Here is a 17,215-nt window from a genome sequence, read left to right as displayed (position 1 = left end):
AATTATCACTATCCTCGGTTCAATTGGTCGGCAATATACCCGGCCGCGTCCTCGATAGTCGGGTAGTCGTACGCCAGTGTGGGGGGTAATTCGAGGCCGAGCCACTGCTCCAAATTCCCAGAAATCTCGATTGCTTGAACCGAAGACAGCCCCAATTCAATAAAAGGCAACTCAATATCGATCGAGCTTGCGGGAACCTCGAGAAATTCCGCTATACGATCGACCATCCAATCGATAATCTCATCGGAACTCACATGTATTGCGGGCGCGTCACTCATTGCCCTCCCGCGCTCGCTCGATTCCAGCGACATTTCGCACCCCCTACTTCGAAATCGAAACGAATTCCTGCCCATTCAAGCGTTTCAATTCCCCACTCTCGAATGCTACCCTGCAGGCATTGCGGCGTGGCTTCCCGCTCGATGTTCGGGGTACTGAATTCGGCTTGACCAACACGATCTCATTGACCTGCACGCCGTGGTTCTTGCTGATCGCTCCACGAATCAGCCGCTCGAGGAGCAAGTGGTCGTCTGGATTCCGCTTTGTTGTCTCGGCAACGATTATCAGGCGGTCCGCACCACCGGCTCCGACCGTGAAAGCGATGCTGCAGCCCGCCCTGATTGTCGGATCCACCGATTCCACGGTTTCCTCGAGATCCGTCGGATAGTGGTTGCGGCCGCCGATGATGATCAGGTCTTTGATACGACCGGTTACGAAAAGCTCGCCATCGAGCATCAAACCGAGGTCGCCAGTGCGCATGAAAGGGCCCTCGTTAGTCTCCGCGAGCCGCGCCGCGAACGTGTGCGCGGATTGCTCTGGGTTTTGCCAGTAACCGGACCCCATGTCCGGCCCCGACGCCCAGATCTCACCCACTGTTCCGTCCGGACACCGAACACCAGTGTCTGGAGCGACAATCTCGATCCGACGATGCAGCCTGGCCGTACCACAGCCGACCAACTCGATCGCGTCGGAATCTGTTGCGGCAGGCTCGAATCGCCCCTCAGCGAGCGCGTTCGCGCTGGCCTTGTGACGAATCGCCCCTTGCAGCGGTCCAGCCGCACCACTGACCATGACCGTGGCTTCGGCGAGGCCGTAACACACGTACCAGGCGCGCTTGTCGAATCCATAGGGCCCGAAACGCTCTGCGAAAGCATCTAGGGTTGATGCCCGGGCCGGCTCGGCGCCATTGAACGCGAACTGCCAGCTGGACAGGTCCAGCCCCTCACACTCCTGCGGAGTGATACGGCGCAGACACAGGTCGTAGGCAAAATTGGGTCCACCCGAGATGGTTGCACCATATTTCGAGATAGTCTGAAGCCATCGGGCCGGACGATGCAGGAACGACAGCGGTGACATGAAAACACCTGGTACAGCCGTGTATACAACGCCGAGCAAGTTACCGATCAAGCCCATGTCGTGATACAGCGGTAGCCAGGAGACACCGATCCCCTGAGATTCCAGGCCAGTTAAGGGCGACGCGATAAGCCGCTCATTGTGCAGAAGCGCCTCATGAGTGATCACGACACCCTTCGGCGCCGAGGTGGAGCCGGACGTGTACTGCAGGAACGAAATATCTTCGGGCCGTACCGGTACCTCGGTGTAGTCGGATGCGCCGGACGTCGACACCTGATCAACGAAGATCCACTGCGCGCCTTGAAGTTCCGGTACGGACTCCTGGACCACAACCTTGTCGGCTGGGGCGCCCGCGGCGAGTACGACTGACGGACGGCAGTTCTGCACGATCGACCTGAGCGTGTTGACCCGATGGCCTGAACGGGCCGGGAAAGGTGGATACGCCGGGACAGCGATTACATTCGCATATTGACAGGCAATGAAGGCCCGTACGAAGTCGTAGCCATCTGCGGCAAGAATCAGGGCCCGCTCACCCGCCGCCGCGCACTGTTGCAAGGCCGCCGCTATGGCCCGACCGTGCAAATCTAATTCCGCGAAGGTCAGCGTATGAGCTTCATGCAGTCCATCGGCGAGAAATCGGTATGCTATCCGATCCCCATCGTGCACGCGACGCATTTCGAGTAACGACCGGAATGTCCCCATTGCTGGCAGCATCTGCCAGTACCCCCTCCTTTACGAGCCTTATGCTCGTAGTTCAATCTTCTTTCAAATCATGTTGCGATCGTCGCGACCTTGCTCCCAGTCAGTCTGCGACACTCACACCATGATGGTGCTGATGTAAACAGCGGGTGAAGTCTGACAGTCGAACACTCGCGGTGCAAGAGATCTAGATCACATCGACAGGCTGTTATGACACACGTTACTGTGCCGCCCGTGAAACGCAGTAAACGGATGAAGTCCGTTGGGGTGGGTGCTGTGGTTATGACCGCACTGTCCACTGTTGGAATCGTTGCAGGTACGGGCAGCGCTATGGCAGCGGATCCAGTGGTCCGTGCAGCATGCGGGACGCCATTAACCGACGCAGAGGTCGACAAGCTTGTAAGCCTGTCCGATCTGTCAACGGTCAACGAGGCAACCGCTAGACAAAATCTCGCAGTCGAAGCGGCGCGAAATATGGAGATCACCCAGATCCTGACCGACCACGGCGACTGGCGCGGACTATTTGGCATTGGTCTGCTTACGATCGAGACGCAAGCCGTCAAACCGATGCTCGATCAGCCTGGCGTGTTTCAGAATCAACCCTGGGTCGCAGCGCTCGCTGAGAGCACGCTCCACCACTACTTGGATAGTATTCACGAGGAGTTCGTCGGAGCACCCAAAGACCCACAGTGGGATCGATATTACAGCCTGGCCAAACAGTGCGACGCATCCCCGGCGCGCATCGCTATGGCCGGATACAACGCGCATCTAACTGTTGACCTTGCGTATTCGATCGCTGCAACCCATGCCACTCCCGAGAACGTGGCGGATTACTACAAGATCCTTCGAGCAAACGCAAGCTGCAACACTGCGGTTATCGATGTAACCAGGCAGGCATATGACGCGGACCTCGGCCCACTGTGGCGGTTCTACTTTGTCGGCGAAGGGCTCGACCAACTCGCGGGTGCTGGCGTAGCCAGCGGATTGCTGTGGCGCACAGCGAATGACGGGTACGACACCGTATCACTGGCCAACGGGTTCGCCCTCGAGAACCCGCAGACCGCGCCGGCGGCAGAGACGGCGATCAACGCCATCTGGAGCACGGCCGATACCGCCTTCGGCGTGCTTGCCCAGCTGGTCAGATAGCCAAAGCCAGGTGGCCGGATACATCGCACCAGGCAACCGTCGGTAGCGGTGCTCCACGATCGCTCGGGCCGCAGACTTGAGGCCGGAGCGATCGCGGAGCGCTTCGACTGTTGAGACAATAGACGCAGCCAGATCTGGGCACTGACCTCTGCGGCAGGGCCATCGCACCCATACCCGTACAACTATCTAGGACCAGTGGGCTAACGACCCAACGATCACAGTCCCATTCGTCCCAGGTTGTCCAACGGAAAGCACCTGGTAGACATATGTTTCGCCGTGTTTCCAAGGCTGGCCGAGATGACCGTTTCGGCGTGATGCCAACGGCGATGTCACCAACCTCCACAAAGGTTGAAAGGCGTTCCTGAAACCTATTGGCCAGGAACGCCTTTCGCAGTAGCGGGGACAGGATTTGAACCTGCGACCTCTGGGTTATGAGCCAACGGGAAACAGCCCTGGACGTTTCATCATGTGCCACCGCGTCCTTTTGGTGCTGGTCAGGGAAATCCCAGCCGTCCGCAGCGTCCGTGTGGTCCCACGTGTATCGGGTGGTTGCATCCTGTCGTGATGCCAAATTTGATGCCAAATTTCCCGCCAGGACCAGCGATTTCGTCGCGCGCTGTCGCTGACCGTCCGCCACAACCGACGATCGAGATGTCTTCCGCAGCCACGACATCGGTGAATTCGGCCGTAGCGGCACATGGGGGGCCGTTCCGCCATAGACCACACTCCGGACATCAGACCTCGCGGGTTTCTTCGGGCGCGAGGCCGAATAGGCGAAAAGACCTCCGGCTCTGCCTGATCGGCGACTCCGACACCGGCAAGAGCCAGCTGCTCACCGCATTGGGCACCGAGGCCGCGATGCAGGGCTTCCGAGTGAAATACAGCGCAACCATGGTGCTTCATCGGGCATTGGCGGGTGCGCGGTGGAGTTCTTTGCGGTCGTAGTAGCGGGTGACGAGGGCGCCGAGAGACAGGCCGATGGCCAGGCCGAGCAGAGTCATCCAGACTGCGTGAGCCAATCCGGCCGAGCCGTCGGCGTTGAAGTACAGGATGGCGCGGACGCCGAGGTAGACCTGGTGCATCGGTTCGAATTGCGCAAGCCAGGCAACAGGTTTCGGGATTGCCTCGATGGGGATGGTACCGCCGGAGGAGGGCAGGCCCAGGACGATGAACAGGACCAGGTTGACCAGCAGGCCGGCGGCGCCGAGGGCGGAGACGATCGACAGGGCGGTGACGCCGACGGCGATGATGGCGAAGGTGCCGTACAGGAACAACGTGAAGGGGCGGTCGATCGGCATGCCGAGCCAGTGGCCGATCGCCATGAACAACACCGACACGACGGGTGCGACGCCAGTGATGATGCCCCACTTCAGCAGCAGTGTGCGCAGGCGGGAGATGGGTGTGGCCGGGAAGTGCACGTACCAGGGACCGAATTCGGTGGGCGCGAATCCCAGTGAGGAGTCCACCATCGCGTTGATGACCATGGCGCCGGTGAATCCGGCCAGCAGCAACATCAGGGTGTAGAAGAAGGCGGTCAGTCCGCCGCCGGTGCCTTCCGGCAGCGGCCGGAATGGTGTGACGACCACATCGATGGGTTTGGCGAGCATCAGTTTGCTCAGCCCGGCGAGCTCGGGCGCGGGTGCGCCGGCTGCGGGTTGGAGCTGGGCCTGGACGGCTTGCGAGAGTTGCTTGCCGACCTTCTCGTTGGCCTGGGTGAGCGCGGTGGTGGCGATCGACTCGACGACCTGCGCGGAGAACGACCCGGCGCGTGGATTGGTGTAGACGGTGATCATGGGCTGGGTGACGTCACCCGGCACCACACTCGCGGTGGCGAAGATGCCGAGCCGTTTGGTGAAATCGCTGGGGATGATGATGGCCCCGTAGACCTTCCCAGAGGTCAGTTGCTCATGTGCCTCGCTGATCCCGAGCTGCCGCAGATCGACCTTGTCGCTCGGGATCTGTTGCACGAGTGCGTCGCTGATCTGTTTGCCGAGGTTGGTCGGCTGCCCGCCGAGCACGTCCCCGGTGTCCTGGTCGACCAGCGCGATGGGGAAGCCGTGCAGGTGCTTGGACGGCTCGACCACGTAGGAGAGATACATGGTGGCCAGCAACGCCATCAGCAGCGACACCACCACGGCCGGTGTCAGCCACACCCGTAGACCCGATGGCCTGACATGCGGTTTCGAGCCCTCGTCAGGTTTCGTCATGGCAGCACCGTATTCCTTTCCTGGATCGGTCGAGGGCGCCTGCGGTTGTGTCGGCCGGTGCCGTTGCACGAATGCGATGTCGGGCCCCGGTTCTCTCATTTGGTGAGGCCCAGTACCGCGGCCATCAGGCCGAAGTCCGGCCCGAAGTCTTCGATTCGCCCGGTGCGGCATCCGTCCGAACGCATTTGAATCCGCTCGCAGAAGAGGCTGACCACTTCCCCGGAGAAGGACGCGCCCAGCACGGCGTGAGTGCGAAGGAACTGGTCGGATCGGTTCACCGAGCGGTCGAGATTCTGGAACAGCAGCGGGGCCGTGTCGACGACTTCGGTGATGCCCGCCGCGTTGGCGCGTAGCTGCGCGGTGACCGCTGTGAGCCCGGACAGGCTGCCCGCCAACTGATTCTGGTAGGTCCCCAGGGCGCTGCTGGTGTTGGACAGAAACCCGTTGAGCTGGTCCAGGGTGGCCTGCAGGCCGGGGGCCTGCTCGACGAGCAGCGTGCTCATCTGGGTGACGCTGTCACTGAAGTCGCGCACCGATTGGTCGTTGTCGGCGAGCATGGTGGTGAGTTCGTTGAGCTTGACGATGATCGAGGCGACGGCGTCTTTGTCGGCTGTGCCGGTGTTCAACGCGCCTGCCAAGGCCGCGAGCGTGTCACGAAGCTTCTCGCCCTGCCCGTTCAGCAGGGGATAGAGCACGCGGCCCGACAGCGGGCCCACCGAATCGCCCGGCGCGGGTTTCAGTGCCGCCGCGAAGTCGTCGATGGTCTCGAGCATCGTGTCCAACTCGACCGGGGTGCGGGTCGAGTCCACGGTGAGGTGCCCGCGATCGGACAGCGTCTCCCCACCGACGTAGCGCGGCGTCAACTCGATGTGCCGATCTGTGATGACCGACGGCGAAATCAACACCGCGGTAACGTCTTTGGGAACCTGCACACTACGGTCGACGGTCAGATGGACCTCGACGAAGGTGCCGCGTGGAATGACCTTGTCCACCTTCCCCACCTCGAGTCCGAGCACCGTCACCGAATTACCCTCGAACACACCCGCGATGCTGCGGAAATCAGCAGTGATGTGGGTCTTCGGCGACAGGTCGGGCGGTGAGGTGCATCCAGCGGTGAGCATTGTCGCGGTCACGAGGCAGGCGCCAAGGCTCGCTCGACAAACAAGGGGCATGGGGTCTCCGGATGTGCAGCGCATCGAGCAGTGACTGGAAGCTGCTCCTCGGTCGGGCGCATGTTTAAATCGGATACAGTGTTGCCTTTACCTCATTTACCGTCAAGAGGTATCGGCTACATTGTTGCCGGTAATCGCGCCCAGGTCGGGCCGCCACAGCTTCACCGCTGATCGACGGCCACTCCGCCGATCAGCGGCGCGGTTAGTGCACAGAGTGCCTTAGATGCGCCGTGAGGACATCGAACCCGAAGTCCCCCAGGGGATCTCGCCACACCGAGTGCGCATGGTTGGCATTGCGCTGGGTGTTGTCGTATTCGATGAGCAGCCTCGGGCCTTGTAGCCGGTAGTAGTGCGGGTCGCCGTGCTCGAGACTGCCGGCCCACGCGAAATGGACCTGGTCGAGGACCGCGTCGTCGGCGTAGTGGCCGGTTTCCCGGTCGGCGAGCGGTTGCGGCGCGCGACCTGTGTACAAGCCGATCAAGTCGCGCAACCAATCACGCTGCTCACCGGCGAGGGCCCGTGCGCAGAGCCCCTTGGGAATGGTGGAGTAGGCGAGGCGGGCGTGATCGGCTTCGACGTAGCCGCTGCCCTGCTCGGCCCGGTGGTCGATCTGGTCGACCAGGTCGGTCAATGCGGGATCGGCGAACTGCCCGCGCCAGAGGTCCTGCATATGCATCATGGCATCGCCGTCAGCGAGGTGCGGCCGGTTGCCCGACACGATGTCCGAAATCGCCGAAGGGTGTAGCAACGCCTGGCCGAGCTGGTCGGAGCCCAGAGATCGCACCAGCCGACGCGCCACCTCCTCGAGGCCCGCCAGAGGCCGCAGCGAACTGCCCAGCAGGGTCGTCGTCGCGGGATCGGCGCCGATGAAGCAGGGCGTGGTGGCGACGAGCCTGCCCTCGACGACGAGGTTGTTCAGCGACACATGATGCCCGCCGAGCCGCCAGGCCCAGACGGTCTCGCCCGGGTGACCGAATACTCTGAGCCAGTACAGTTCCGGATCGCGCCCGCGTTCGCGGCCCCACGTGGCCTGCCACCCCTCCACCCTGTCGAGGATGTGTTCCAAGCCCATGACGGTGGCGACGGTGGCGTAGCCGCCTTCCGACAGTCCCGTCGCCACCAATTGCATGGCGAGACTCTGCTGGCTCGGGGTTTGCTCGCGCAATGCCAGACCGCCATGGTCGGTGGGCGTGTAGAACCAGCGCAGCCGTTCCCGATCGGATTCGGGGACCAAGGGCGAGGCGTACTGGGCAGCTGACCTTTGATGGGCAGTCAGCGAGTTCAGCCACGATTCGGCCGCTTTCGCCATCGCCGCCGCGACGGCGGCCTCGTCAGTCGGTGACATCGAGCATCACCTTGATCGCATCGTCCACACGCCGCGTGTAGGCATCGAAGGCCGCCGCGATATCGGCCAGCGGGAAACGGTGGGTAACAAGGGAATCGGTGTTCAGGCGTCCCGAGCCGGCCAACGACACCGCACGCGCGACCGAACCCGCGCCCTCCCCGCGCACCGTCGCGAGGGTGATGCCGTTCATGACCGCGTGATTGAGGTCAGCGATGACCGGCTGATCGAAGAAGCCGACCAGCACCACATTCCCGCCGCGGGTGGCCATGTGCAGGGCCGCATCGACCGCCGGCCCGGCTCCGGAGCACTCCAGAACGATGTCGGCTCCGCGACCTCCGGTGGCCGCGCGCACCGCCGCGACCGGATCGCATTCGCGAGAGTTCACGACCAGGTCGGCACCATACTGCTTGCCCAGCGTCAGCCGGTTTTCGCGAGTGCCGATCAGCGAAACATGGGCGGCCCCGAGTTCCCGAGCGACTTGAACTGCCAGCAATCCGATCGGGCCGGGACCGATCACGGCGATATCGGTTCCGACGGCGAGGACACCCAGCCGCTGGAAGGCGTGCATGACGGTCCCCGCGGTCGTGAGCACCACCGCGCTGTCGAAGTCGACGGTCTCGGGCAGCAGCGTCAGCGTGGAGACGTGGTTGGACACATACTCCGCGAATCCACCCTGGACTGTCATCCCTTGTACGCGATGGCCTTTCGCGGGCACTCCGTAGTTGAGGCAGTTGGTATAGCCCCCGGATAGGCAGTTCGCGCACCGCATACACCCCCTATGCGCCTCGGTCACGACACGGTCCCCCACCGCGAACTCGTCGACGCTGGAGCCGATGGCGGCGACGACGCCGCTGTACTCGTGCCCCGGGGTGAACGTGCCCGGTTCCGGACCGACGCCGCCGAAGAACTTGTGACTCAAGATCTTCACGTCCGTTCCGCACAGCGAGGCTCGATGAACGCGGACGAGTACGTCGTCGGGGCCGATCTCGGGCACCGGCTTTCTCGCCGTCTCGATCACCCCGGGCTCCCCCAGCACCGCCGCCAACATTGTTTCCGGAACATTCATCCGCGCACAGCCCTTTCGAACGCAAGGAGGCAATTGTTTCCGACTGTATTCATTAAATCGGCTCCACCCAAACATGATTCGAGCACCGATTAGCTGCGCCTCCCTTGCGCCAGCACACCTCACCTGCATGTATAAGTGATTCCTATACGCCTCCACGGAAATTGGTATGACCGGTCAAGCTTCCTGCGTGTTAGCGTCGCGCTCAATTAGAGTGCGCAATTCCTGCGCACAAACCTGAGTATCGGTCAGGAGAATCAGTGGATTTAGGTATTTCTGGTCGTACCGCCTTGGTATTGGGTGGCGGCGGCGGGCTGGGTGGTGCCATCGCGGAAACCCTTGCGGCGGAGGGAGCGGCGGTCGCGGTGGCCGACATCGACAAGCGAGCCGCGCAGACGCGGGCCGAGGCGATAGCCGATCGAGGCGGCCGCGCCAAGGCATTCCAATGGAACATCGCCGAGCTGCACCTCATCGGTGACAGAGTCACCGCCATCGAGCGCAGCCTCGGACCGGTGGACATCCTGATCAACAACACCGGCGGTCCCGCGCCCTCGCCGGTCACCCACCAGCCGACCGGTACCTGGGCCGAGCAGTTCATGTCGATGGTGCTGTCGGTCATCGCCATCACCGACGCCGTGATTCCGGGAATGCGCGCCCGCGGCTGGGGTCGAGTGATCACCAGCACCAGCTCGGGTGTCATCGCACCGATCCCCAACCTCGGTGTGTCGAACACTCTGCGTAGCAGCCTGCTGGGCTGGTCCAAGACCTTGGCACGGGAGGTAGCCGCGGACGGCATCACCGCGAACGTGGTCATCCCCGGCCGAATCGGCACCGCGCGAACCGAATACCTCGACCAGGCCAAGGCCGAACGCGACGGGATCGACATCGACCAGGTGCGCGCCGCCAGCACGGCGGCGATACCGCTCGGCCGCTACGGGGAGCCGACGGAGTACGCCGCCGCGATCGCGTTCCTGGCCAGCGTGCCCGCCGCGTACATCACCGGCACGGCAATGCGGGTCGACGGCGGCCTCATCACCAGCGTGTGAATCGAAAACCCAGGCGCAAGAAGGAGTTACAGACTCGTGACGCTCATAACCCGCGAGACCGCCGGCGTATTCGCCATCGCACCGACCCCCTTCGACGAGGACGGCGCCGTCGACTTCGATTCGCTCAGCCGTCTGGTGGACTTCTACGAATCGGTCGGCGTCGCCGGACTGACCTTGCTGGGTCAGCTCGGGGAAGCGCCGAAACTCGCGCACGAGGAGTCGACTCGCATCGTCCGGCATGTGCTGGAACGCACCTCGCTGCCGACCGTCGTCGGAGTCTCGGCCAGTGGCTACGCGGCCATGGCGGCACTCACCACCGAGGTCATGGACGCCGGAGCCGCCGGAGTCATGATCGCCCCGCCGAACACGCTGCGCACCGACGACCAGATCGTGCAGTACTACGAGGGCGCCGTCCACATGATCGGCGATTCGGTCCCGTTCGTCATCCAGGACTACCCGCTGTCCTTCTCGGTGGTGATGCCCCCGTCGGTCATCGCGAGAATCGCTGTCGCGGCGCCGAACTGCGTGATGCTCAAGCACGAGGACTGGCCGGGCCTGGAGAAGATCAGCACCCTGCGCCGGCTCGAAGGCGACGGCCTGCTGCCGCGGTTGTCGATCCTGTGTGGCAACGGCGGGCTCTTCCTGGATTTCGAGATCGAGCGCGGAGCCGACGGCGCCATGACCGGCTACTGCTTCCCGGAACTGCTCGTCGACATGGTCGAGGCCATGGCCGCGAATCGCGACTCCGCACATGACCTGTTCGACGCGCATCTACCGCTGCTACGCTACGAGCAACAGCCGGTGATCGGCTTGGCGGTACGGAAATACATCATGAAACGCCGTGGCCTGCTCACCACGGACGCGCAGCGCAGCCCCCGTCCGGTCCTGACCGACACCAGCCGCGCGGAGATCGATTATCTGCTCGCGCGACTGTCCCGCCACGACCCCCGGGTCGAACTCGTCAAGTGAATCGACCACCCCGGCCGTGAGGAATCTGCGACGGTGCAGCTGCGTCAGCTCGAATACCTGGTTGCGATCTGGGATGCCGGATCCTTCAGCGCGGCAGCGGCACAGCTGTACCTGTCACAGCCTTCGTTGTCTCAGCAGATGCGTGCCCTGGAGCGAGAACTCGGCGTCGAACTACTCGAACGGGGGCGACACGGTCTGTCCCTCACCCCCGCCGGTCGCGCGTTGCTCCCGCACGCACGCCGGGTGCTCGAGGCGGCGCGCGACGCCGTCGATGCCGTCCGGCAAGTCTCCGAGAACCGGCTCGGCGATGTTCATGTGCTCACGGTCAGGTCCGTGGCCTCAGGGGTGCTGCCGCCCAGCGCTGCCCGCTGGCACACCCTGTACCCCACGATCATGCTGAGGCTGCACGACTTTTCCCATCGCCGTGAGCTCGAAGCCGCGACTCGCGGCGGGCAAGGAGATCTGTCCATCGGTCCTCGACCGTCCGAATGGGACGGTCCCGTGATGTCGCTCGGCTACGAGGAAATGGTGCTGGTGGGTCCCGGCGATTACCGTCAGCACGCCGCCGTGGACCCCCGCGAGTTGGAAGCAGCCGACTGGGTGCTCTACGAGCCGGAACAAGGGATGAGCGAGATCGTCGATTGGCTGTCCACGGTACTGGATTTCACCCCTCGCGCGGTCGCTCGCACCGGACAGGTCGCGGCGGCGCTGTCGTTCGCGGTCGAAGGCGCGGGGGTCGCGGTGGCACCGGCCAATGCCGTGCCAGGTGGATGGGCTCATCACAGCAGGCGCATCGGCCCCGGTGTCTTCCGGGAGATCGTCGCCTACAGCCGTCGCGAACCGATGGACCTGGTCACTCGGTACAGAGACCTGCTGGGGTCGATCGAGCTGCCCTTGACCGCCGGCGACGAGCTGCCCGTGGGTTCCCTGCGCTGCTGAGCTCCGGCGAACTACGACTCGGGCGCGGGATCGAGGATCGTAAGCAATTGGCGTGCAAAGGAATCCAGCGACCCGGTGGATGCCGCCGGATCGCGTTGCCATACCTGCAACGCCGCCAATGCCGCTGCCCACAGCAGAGCGACCGCTATCTCGGAGTGCCGATCCGCTCCTGCGCCGACCCCGATTCCGGCGGCGAACGGTGCGGTGAGCCGTTCGAGAATCGCAGGATTCTCGAACAGCTCGAACCCTTCGTTGAGCACGATCCGGGCGAGATCGGGGTCGGAAAACCCGAGGCCGACAATGGCGCGCAGGTGCGCCGCCGAGGCGTTGGCGGGTTCCGCGGCAGCGGCGGTGTCGAGGATCTGCGCGACCTCGTCGATGACCGTGTGCACGACCGCCTCGAAGAATTGCGGCTTGCTGTCGAAGTAGTTGTAGAACGTGCCGGTGCCCAGACCGGCGTCTCGGACCAGGTTCGCGATGCCGACCCGCTCGACCTGCCCCGTGGCCAATGCGCGTCGTCCGGCACGTATCAGTGCCCGCCGCGTGTTATCGGTTTGCCGGGCGCGGGCGGTCCTGACGACCTGGGCAGCACACGATCCGCCGGTACTGCCCAGTCCGAAAACGTTGCGGGAGTTCGTCATACGAGGGTGGTGGGCTTGCTCGCCGGGATCATGCCTGCGGCAATCGCTTCGATGGCCCCGACTCGATTCTCGGTCGCGACAGCGGCGAGATATCCGTCCGGACGGATCAACAGCAGTGTGGGAGAACTGAGACCGAAGGTCTTGGCGAACCCGCCGTCGGTGTCGTCGAGAACGATATCGCGCTCGGTGGCGGCTCGAGCATCCACGAGCAGACGCAGTAGGGGCGCGCCGGTGTCCGGCCAGGATAGGGCGGCCAGGTCGGCGACGGCTTCGGAGCCGTAGGCGATCGCCGTGAAGTGCGGTCCCGCAGTATGTTCGAACAGGCGCCGCCGGTGTCCGGCATGGTCGGTGAGGATGGCGTCCGGTACTCGATCGCCTACCCGCAGTGTGCGTGTCCGTCCGGCCGCGTTCTCGGCCAGTGGACCGCCGCGATAGTTCACACCGAGCTGGCGCTCGTCGTCTCCGCGTTTGATGCTGGAGGGATCCAGTCGCGACAAACCTTCGTACTTCTTCGTCGACAGCCCCAGAACGCGCGCCGCGATCGGACGCCGTTCGGCTTCGTACGTGTCCAGCAGCGCGTCGGGGGCGCCCGCGAGCACCTGCGCGAGTTTCCAGCCGAGGTTGTAGGCGTCCTGGATACCGGTGTTGAGTCCTTGCGCCCCGGCGGGTGTGTGGACGTGCGCCGCGTCCCCAGCGAGGAACACCCGCCCTGTGCGATAGCGGTCGGCGAGGCGAATATTGGGGCGGAACACCGACTTCCAGGAAATCTGCGTCAGGCGTATACGTTTGTCACCGGTGTGCGCGCGAATACGGGCATTGAGGTCGTCGAGTTCGAGCGACGGTACCTCGTCGTGGTCCAGTCGGATCATCCATTGAAACTGATCGGAATTCGGCAACGGGCAGGCTCCGACGAACCGGCCGCCCAAGCGCGGCCAGACATGCCAGCGATCACGCGACAAGCCCTGGACAGTCGCGTCGACGATGATCATTCGATCGGATTCGTCTGTCTTGCCCTCGAATCCGATTTCCGCCGCCTTGCGCACCGCGCTCGACCCGCCATCGGCGCCGACCAGATATCGGCATCCGATCCGGCGCACGCCATCGGGAGTGGATACCGTCGCGGTGACTTCATCCGGGGTCTGCTCGAAACTTGTGAGTGCGCAGTCGAATTCGACTGCACCCCCGAGTGCGCGCAGTCGTGCGCGCAATGCACCGTCGGTGCGGTGCTGGGGTATCAGCCACGTATTGGGGTAGGGCACATCGGAGGTGGCTCGACGCAACGGATTCATCGCCCACCGGATTGTCAGCGGTCCCGCGTGTATCCCCAGCGGAGGGTAGGTCTCGCCCCCGGTCAGGATATCCGATAGCGCCCCGAGGTCCTCGAGCACCTCCAAGGTCCGGGGCTGAACGCCTTTCGCCCGGGAACCGTCGAATCCCGTTACGCCCTTGTCGATGATCCGCACCGCCAGTCCGCGGCGCACCAGATCGATGGCGAGGGCCGTGCCGGTCGGGCCTGCCCCGACGATCAGCACGTCGATCGATTCGGCACTCACCGTATTACCTTTCGTTCGGTCTTCTCCACGAACGAGGCGAAGTGTCGAGCGACGAGCTCGGGTTGTTCGTAGCTGGCCATGTGTCCGCAGTGGGTGATGACGTGCGCTTCGGCCGGGGCGAGCAAGGTGCAGACCTCGTCGAAATCCTTTATCGGAGTGACCTTGTCCTGGTCGCCCCACACCAGCATCACGGGGACAGGCGAATGGCTCGTCCGGCGGTACAGGTCGTGGCGTGCGGTGAGCGGGAAGTCGGCGATCGTGGCGAAGAACGAGTAGAGCGATCCCTCGTATCGATAGCACTCACCGACCATCGTGGTCAGTTCCCTGCCTTGCTCGGGGTCGAGGACGTTGTGTGACAGGTGGCCCTCGAGCAGCCGGCTACCGACACGCTTGGCGACCAGGGGCCCCAGGCGTTCCCGGCGCAGTAGCGCCGTGCCCGCCGGGGGCTTCGGCGCCAGACCCGCCGGGCCGACCAAGGTCAGGCTGATGATGTGGTGCGGGCGCTGCTCGGCGTGCGCCATGGCGAGCAACGCGCCCATCGAGGTGCCCAGCAGGTGATGTGGTTCGTCGCGCAGTCCGAGCCCCTCGATCAGATCGGTGAGCTGGCGCAGGAACAAGGCTTCATCGTAGGTCGCTTCGACCCGGTCGGAGTAGCCGCGGCCGTATCCGCTGTAGGACAGGGTGCGGAAGCCACGCGCGTGCAGCTGGGCCGCGAACCGATCCCAGTAGAACAGCGGAATGGTCAGCCCGCCGACCAAGACGACCAGTTCACCGCCCGCAGGTCCGGTCAACTCGTAGTGCGTGACGCCGTCTCGGCAGTGCAGGAATTCGCCGCGCAGTGCGGCGCGGGCGCTGGTGTCGAGCGTGCGGTCTTCTCGGGCCGCGACGAAATATCTCACTACTGCTCCTGACCTTCGAAGATGAAGCGGCGCACGGCATCCGCCACCCATTGCGGGTCTTCCTCGGGCAGTAGATGACCCCCGTCGGAGTGCACCAGTTCGCTGCTACCCGGGATGTCCCGGGCGAAATGCTGGCCGTCGATCGATGCGCTGCGTAGTACGAGCGTCGGAACCGCGATCTCGGGCAATTCGCCGGTACGGTCGAGCTGGTCGACATTGGCGAGGTCGATGAAGGCTTGCTGGTTGCCCGGCCGATTCATCATCGCGTAGACCCGGTCGACCATCGCGTCATCGACAACGGCTTGGTTCGCGCCGACCAGCGAACGCAGGTTCCGCGCGGTGGCTGAACGGGAACTCAAGCGCCGCAATATGACTCGGCCGACCATCGAACGAGCCAATCGGACTGCCAGTGGTAGCGATTTGCCCGGATACCCGGTGGCGTTGATCAGCACCAGGCGATCGACCTTGTCTGGGTGGTCGAGTGCAAGGTTCCACCCGATGTTGCCCCCGAGCGAGTTGCCCACCACCGTGACGGCGCCGACGCCCAAGGTGTCGAGCAGCATCGCAACGGTTTTCGCATAGGTCTGCACGCGGTAGTCCCGATCCGGACGGGGTCCGGTCAGCCCGAACCCCGGAAGATCCAGCGTGATCACGTCGTAGGCGCCCGATAGGGCCGAGGTGACGCGGTCCCAGCTCTGCAGCGAAGAACCGCTGCCGTGCAGCAGCAGTATCGGCGGGCCGGTCCCGGTCCGCCGGTAGTGGATCTGTAGACCATCGGTAGTCACGAACCGGGAATCCGGATCGCTTCCGTTATCGAGCTCGGCACGCTTCTCCATAATGGCTACATTGTTGCCGTTATAGCTCGGACGCGTCAATAGTTTCGGCTACATTGTTACCGATATACCCTGATCGGGTGCTCAGCCCACCGATCCTGAACACTGATGCCATGAGTACCGTGGAACGTGAGACCGGCAAGTCGACGACTCGTCGCTCACCCGGTCGGCCCCGAGTGCCCTTCGACCGAATCATCGCCACAGCCCTGGCCATCGCCGATGAAGAGGGTCCCAGCGCATTGACCATGCGGTCCCTCGCGCAGCGGCTCGATACCAGCACCGCCGTGCTCTACCGAGCCGTCGCCGACCGCGCCGAGCTCGTCGCCCATGTCGTCGACCGGGTCTTTGGAGAGATCATCCTCGACGAGTCCATCTCCGATGACGACTGGCAGAGCGCGTGCATCGACGCCGCGGAGGCGATGTTCGACGCGATGAGCCGCCACCGCGGCATCGCGCCGCTGCTGATCGAGCAGATCCCGGTGGGGCCCAACGCCCTCGACCTGCGCGAACATTTCCTGTCCGTGCTACTCGGCAACGGCTTCCCGTCGGCCGCCGCCGCGCGCTCATACGCCATACTCGCGCGATACACCCTCGGCTTCGCGGCGCAGTTGCGCACCGAGGATCCGACCGAAGAGGCCGAGGCCGCATCGCTTTCGGCGTTGTATCACCACCTCGACCCGGTGCGATTCCCGGCGACGGTCGCCGTCGCCGATACCCTGCCCTCGCAGACGCTGGCGGAGGAATTCCGCCATGGACTCCGGCTTCTCGTCGCCGGATTGGCACCGCTGCGCGAAGCGGGCCCGACCATCTGACCAACCAGACCGCCCAACTTCACACTCTCCAACCCATATGATTTCGGCTACACTGTTACCGAAATCAAAAGTCCAGGTACGAGCAGGAGAGTCAAATGCGTACCGTCGAAACCAGCGCCATCTTGCACGCGCAACCCGACGAGATCTGGAAGGTCATCGGCAATCCACTGCGATGGGGCGAATGGCTCGTCATCCACAAATCCTGGAAGACCGACGTCCCGGAAGCCCTCGAAACGGGCGTCACCGCGACCGCCGCAGCCACCGTGATGAACATGCCGATAACCATCGACTGGACCTTCGATGAAGTCGACCGGTTCCGCTCGATCGCTTTGAGCGGAACCACCCGTGCCGCAGTAACACTCGCGCTCGATATCCGATTGCGCGCACAGGGTGCGACCACCGGAGTCGATGTGGTCGCCAGGATCAACGGGGGCATGATCGACGGCCCGATGGGCGGAGTGTTCGCGAAATCCATCGTGGGCGCACTGGACAAGTCACTGGCCAAAATGGGCGCGCTCAGCGCCTGATGGCGATCTCCCGT

At 63.8% G+C, this 17,215-nt stretch carries 16 protein-coding genes; 6 read left to right on the top strand and 10 right to left on the bottom strand.

Features of this window, described 5'->3' with window-relative positions; genetic code table 11:
• Nucleotides 1–8: 8 nt before the first annotated feature.
• Nucleotides 9–311, bottom strand: a complete 303-nt coding sequence (locus LTV02_RS03845; protein ID WP_233038527.1) for an acyl carrier protein — start codon at nucleotides 309–311, stop codon at nucleotides 9–11.
• A 10-nt stretch (nucleotides 312–321) separates the two neighbouring features.
• Nucleotides 322–2,064, bottom strand: a complete 1,743-nt coding sequence (locus LTV02_RS03840; protein WP_233038525.1) for a fatty acyl-AMP ligase — start codon at nucleotides 2,062–2,064, stop codon at nucleotides 322–324.
• A 219-nt stretch (nucleotides 2,065–2,283) separates the two neighbouring features.
• Between LTV02_RS03840 and LTV02_RS03835 the strand changes: the two genes are divergently transcribed.
• Nucleotides 2,284–3,195, top strand: coding sequence for a DUF5995 family protein (locus LTV02_RS03835; RefSeq protein ID WP_233038517.1), 912 nt, complete (start codon nucleotides 2,284–2,286; stop codon nucleotides 3,193–3,195).
• A gap of 899 nt (nucleotides 3,196–4,094) precedes the next feature.
• On the opposite strand, the gene LTV02_RS03830 is transcribed toward LTV02_RS03835, so the two are convergent.
• From LTV02_RS03830 to LTV02_RS03815, 4 genes are all read right to left on the bottom strand, one after another.
• A complete protein-coding gene (locus tag LTV02_RS03830) occupies nucleotides 4,095–5,402 on the bottom strand; it encodes a YhgE/Pip domain-containing protein (protein ID WP_233038515.1) in 1,308 nt (435 codons plus the stop codon).
• A gap of 95 nt (nucleotides 5,403–5,497) precedes the next feature.
• Nucleotides 5,498–6,598 (bottom strand): MCE family protein, encoded by a 1,101-nt coding sequence (locus LTV02_RS03825; protein ID WP_233038513.1) that lies wholly within the window; start codon nucleotides 6,596–6,598, stop codon nucleotides 5,498–5,500.
• A 178-nt stretch (nucleotides 6,599–6,776) separates the two neighbouring features.
• A complete protein-coding gene (locus LTV02_RS03820; RefSeq protein WP_233038511.1) occupies nucleotides 6,777–7,919 on the bottom strand; it encodes a DUF3500 domain-containing protein in 1,143 nt (380 codons plus the stop codon).
• Nucleotides 7,906–8,847, bottom strand: a complete 942-nt coding sequence (locus tag LTV02_RS03815) for a zinc-dependent alcohol dehydrogenase (RefSeq protein WP_233038509.1) — start codon at nucleotides 8,845–8,847, stop codon at nucleotides 7,906–7,908. Before LTV02_RS03815 ends, LTV02_RS03820 begins: the two co-directional genes overlap by 14 nt.
• 395 nt (nucleotides 8,848–9,242) lie before the next feature.
• Between LTV02_RS03815 and LTV02_RS03810 the strand changes: the two genes are divergently transcribed.
• The 3 genes from LTV02_RS03810 to LTV02_RS03800 are packed head-to-tail and all read left to right on the top strand — an operon-like array spanning nucleotide 9,243 to nucleotide 11,936.
• Nucleotides 9,243–10,028, top strand: a complete 786-nt coding sequence (locus LTV02_RS03810; RefSeq protein WP_233038507.1) for an SDR family oxidoreductase — start codon at nucleotides 9,243–9,245, stop codon at nucleotides 10,026–10,028.
• Nucleotides 10,029–10,064: 36 nt separating this feature from the next.
• Entirely contained in the window at nucleotides 10,065–10,997 is a 933-nt protein-coding gene (locus LTV02_RS03805) for a dihydrodipicolinate synthase family protein (RefSeq protein WP_233038497.1), read from the top strand.
• 33 nt (nucleotides 10,998–11,030) lie between these two features.
• On the top strand, nucleotides 11,031–11,936 hold the full coding sequence (locus LTV02_RS03800) for a LysR family transcriptional regulator (protein WP_233038495.1): 906 nt from the start codon (nucleotides 11,031–11,033) through the stop codon (nucleotides 11,934–11,936).
• Between the two features lie 11 nt (nucleotides 11,937–11,947).
• Here the strand turns inward: LTV02_RS03800 and LTV02_RS03795 are convergent, their stop codons facing one another.
• From LTV02_RS03795 to LTV02_RS03780, 4 genes are all read right to left on the bottom strand, one after another.
• The gene (locus LTV02_RS03795; protein ID WP_233038493.1) at nucleotides 11,948–12,445 is read right to left on the bottom strand and encodes a TetR/AcrR family transcriptional regulator; all 498 of its coding nucleotides are present in this window, start codon (nucleotides 12,443–12,445) and stop codon (nucleotides 11,948–11,950) included.
• A 128-nt stretch (nucleotides 12,446–12,573) separates the two neighbouring features.
• Entirely contained in the window at nucleotides 12,574–14,130 is a 1,557-nt protein-coding gene (locus tag LTV02_RS03790; RefSeq protein ID WP_233038490.1) for an FAD-dependent oxidoreductase, read from the bottom strand.
• Nucleotides 14,127–15,029 carry an alpha/beta fold hydrolase gene (locus LTV02_RS03785; protein ID WP_233038488.1) on the bottom strand — a complete coding sequence of 301 codons (903 nt, stop codon included), beginning with the start codon at nucleotides 15,027–15,029 and terminating at the stop codon, nucleotides 14,127–14,129. The genes LTV02_RS03790 and LTV02_RS03785 overlap by 4 nt, the downstream gene beginning before the upstream one ends.
• Nucleotides 15,029–15,814: an alpha/beta fold hydrolase gene (locus LTV02_RS03780; RefSeq protein WP_233038479.1), complete on the bottom strand. Its 786-nt coding sequence runs from the start codon at nucleotides 15,812–15,814 to the stop codon at nucleotides 15,029–15,031. The genes LTV02_RS03785 and LTV02_RS03780 overlap by 1 nt, the downstream gene beginning before the upstream one ends.
• 161 nt (nucleotides 15,815–15,975) lie before the next feature.
• Here LTV02_RS03780 and LTV02_RS03775 point away from each other — a divergent pair, with 161 nt between their 5' ends.
• Both LTV02_RS03775 and LTV02_RS03770 read left to right on the top strand, forming a co-directional pair.
• Nucleotides 15,976–16,674, top strand: a complete 699-nt coding sequence (locus tag LTV02_RS03775; protein ID WP_233038478.1) for a TetR/AcrR family transcriptional regulator — start codon at nucleotides 15,976–15,978, stop codon at nucleotides 16,672–16,674.
• Nucleotides 16,675–16,769: 95 nt separating this feature from the next.
• The gene (locus LTV02_RS03770; RefSeq protein ID WP_233038476.1) at nucleotides 16,770–17,201 is read left to right on the top strand and encodes a type II toxin-antitoxin system Rv0910 family toxin; all 432 of its coding nucleotides are present in this window, start codon (nucleotides 16,770–16,772) and stop codon (nucleotides 17,199–17,201) included.
• The last annotated feature ends 14 nt before the right edge of the window (nucleotides 17,202–17,215 follow it).

Origin of the sequence: Nocardia yamanashiensis, assembly GCF_021183565.1 — a bacterium.
Classification (GTDB): Bacteria; Actinomycetota; Actinomycetes; order Mycobacteriales; family Mycobacteriaceae; genus Nocardia; species Nocardia yamanashiensis.
Note: the sequence above shows the minus strand (reverse complement) of the source record. Positions and strands in the feature narration are given on the sequence as shown.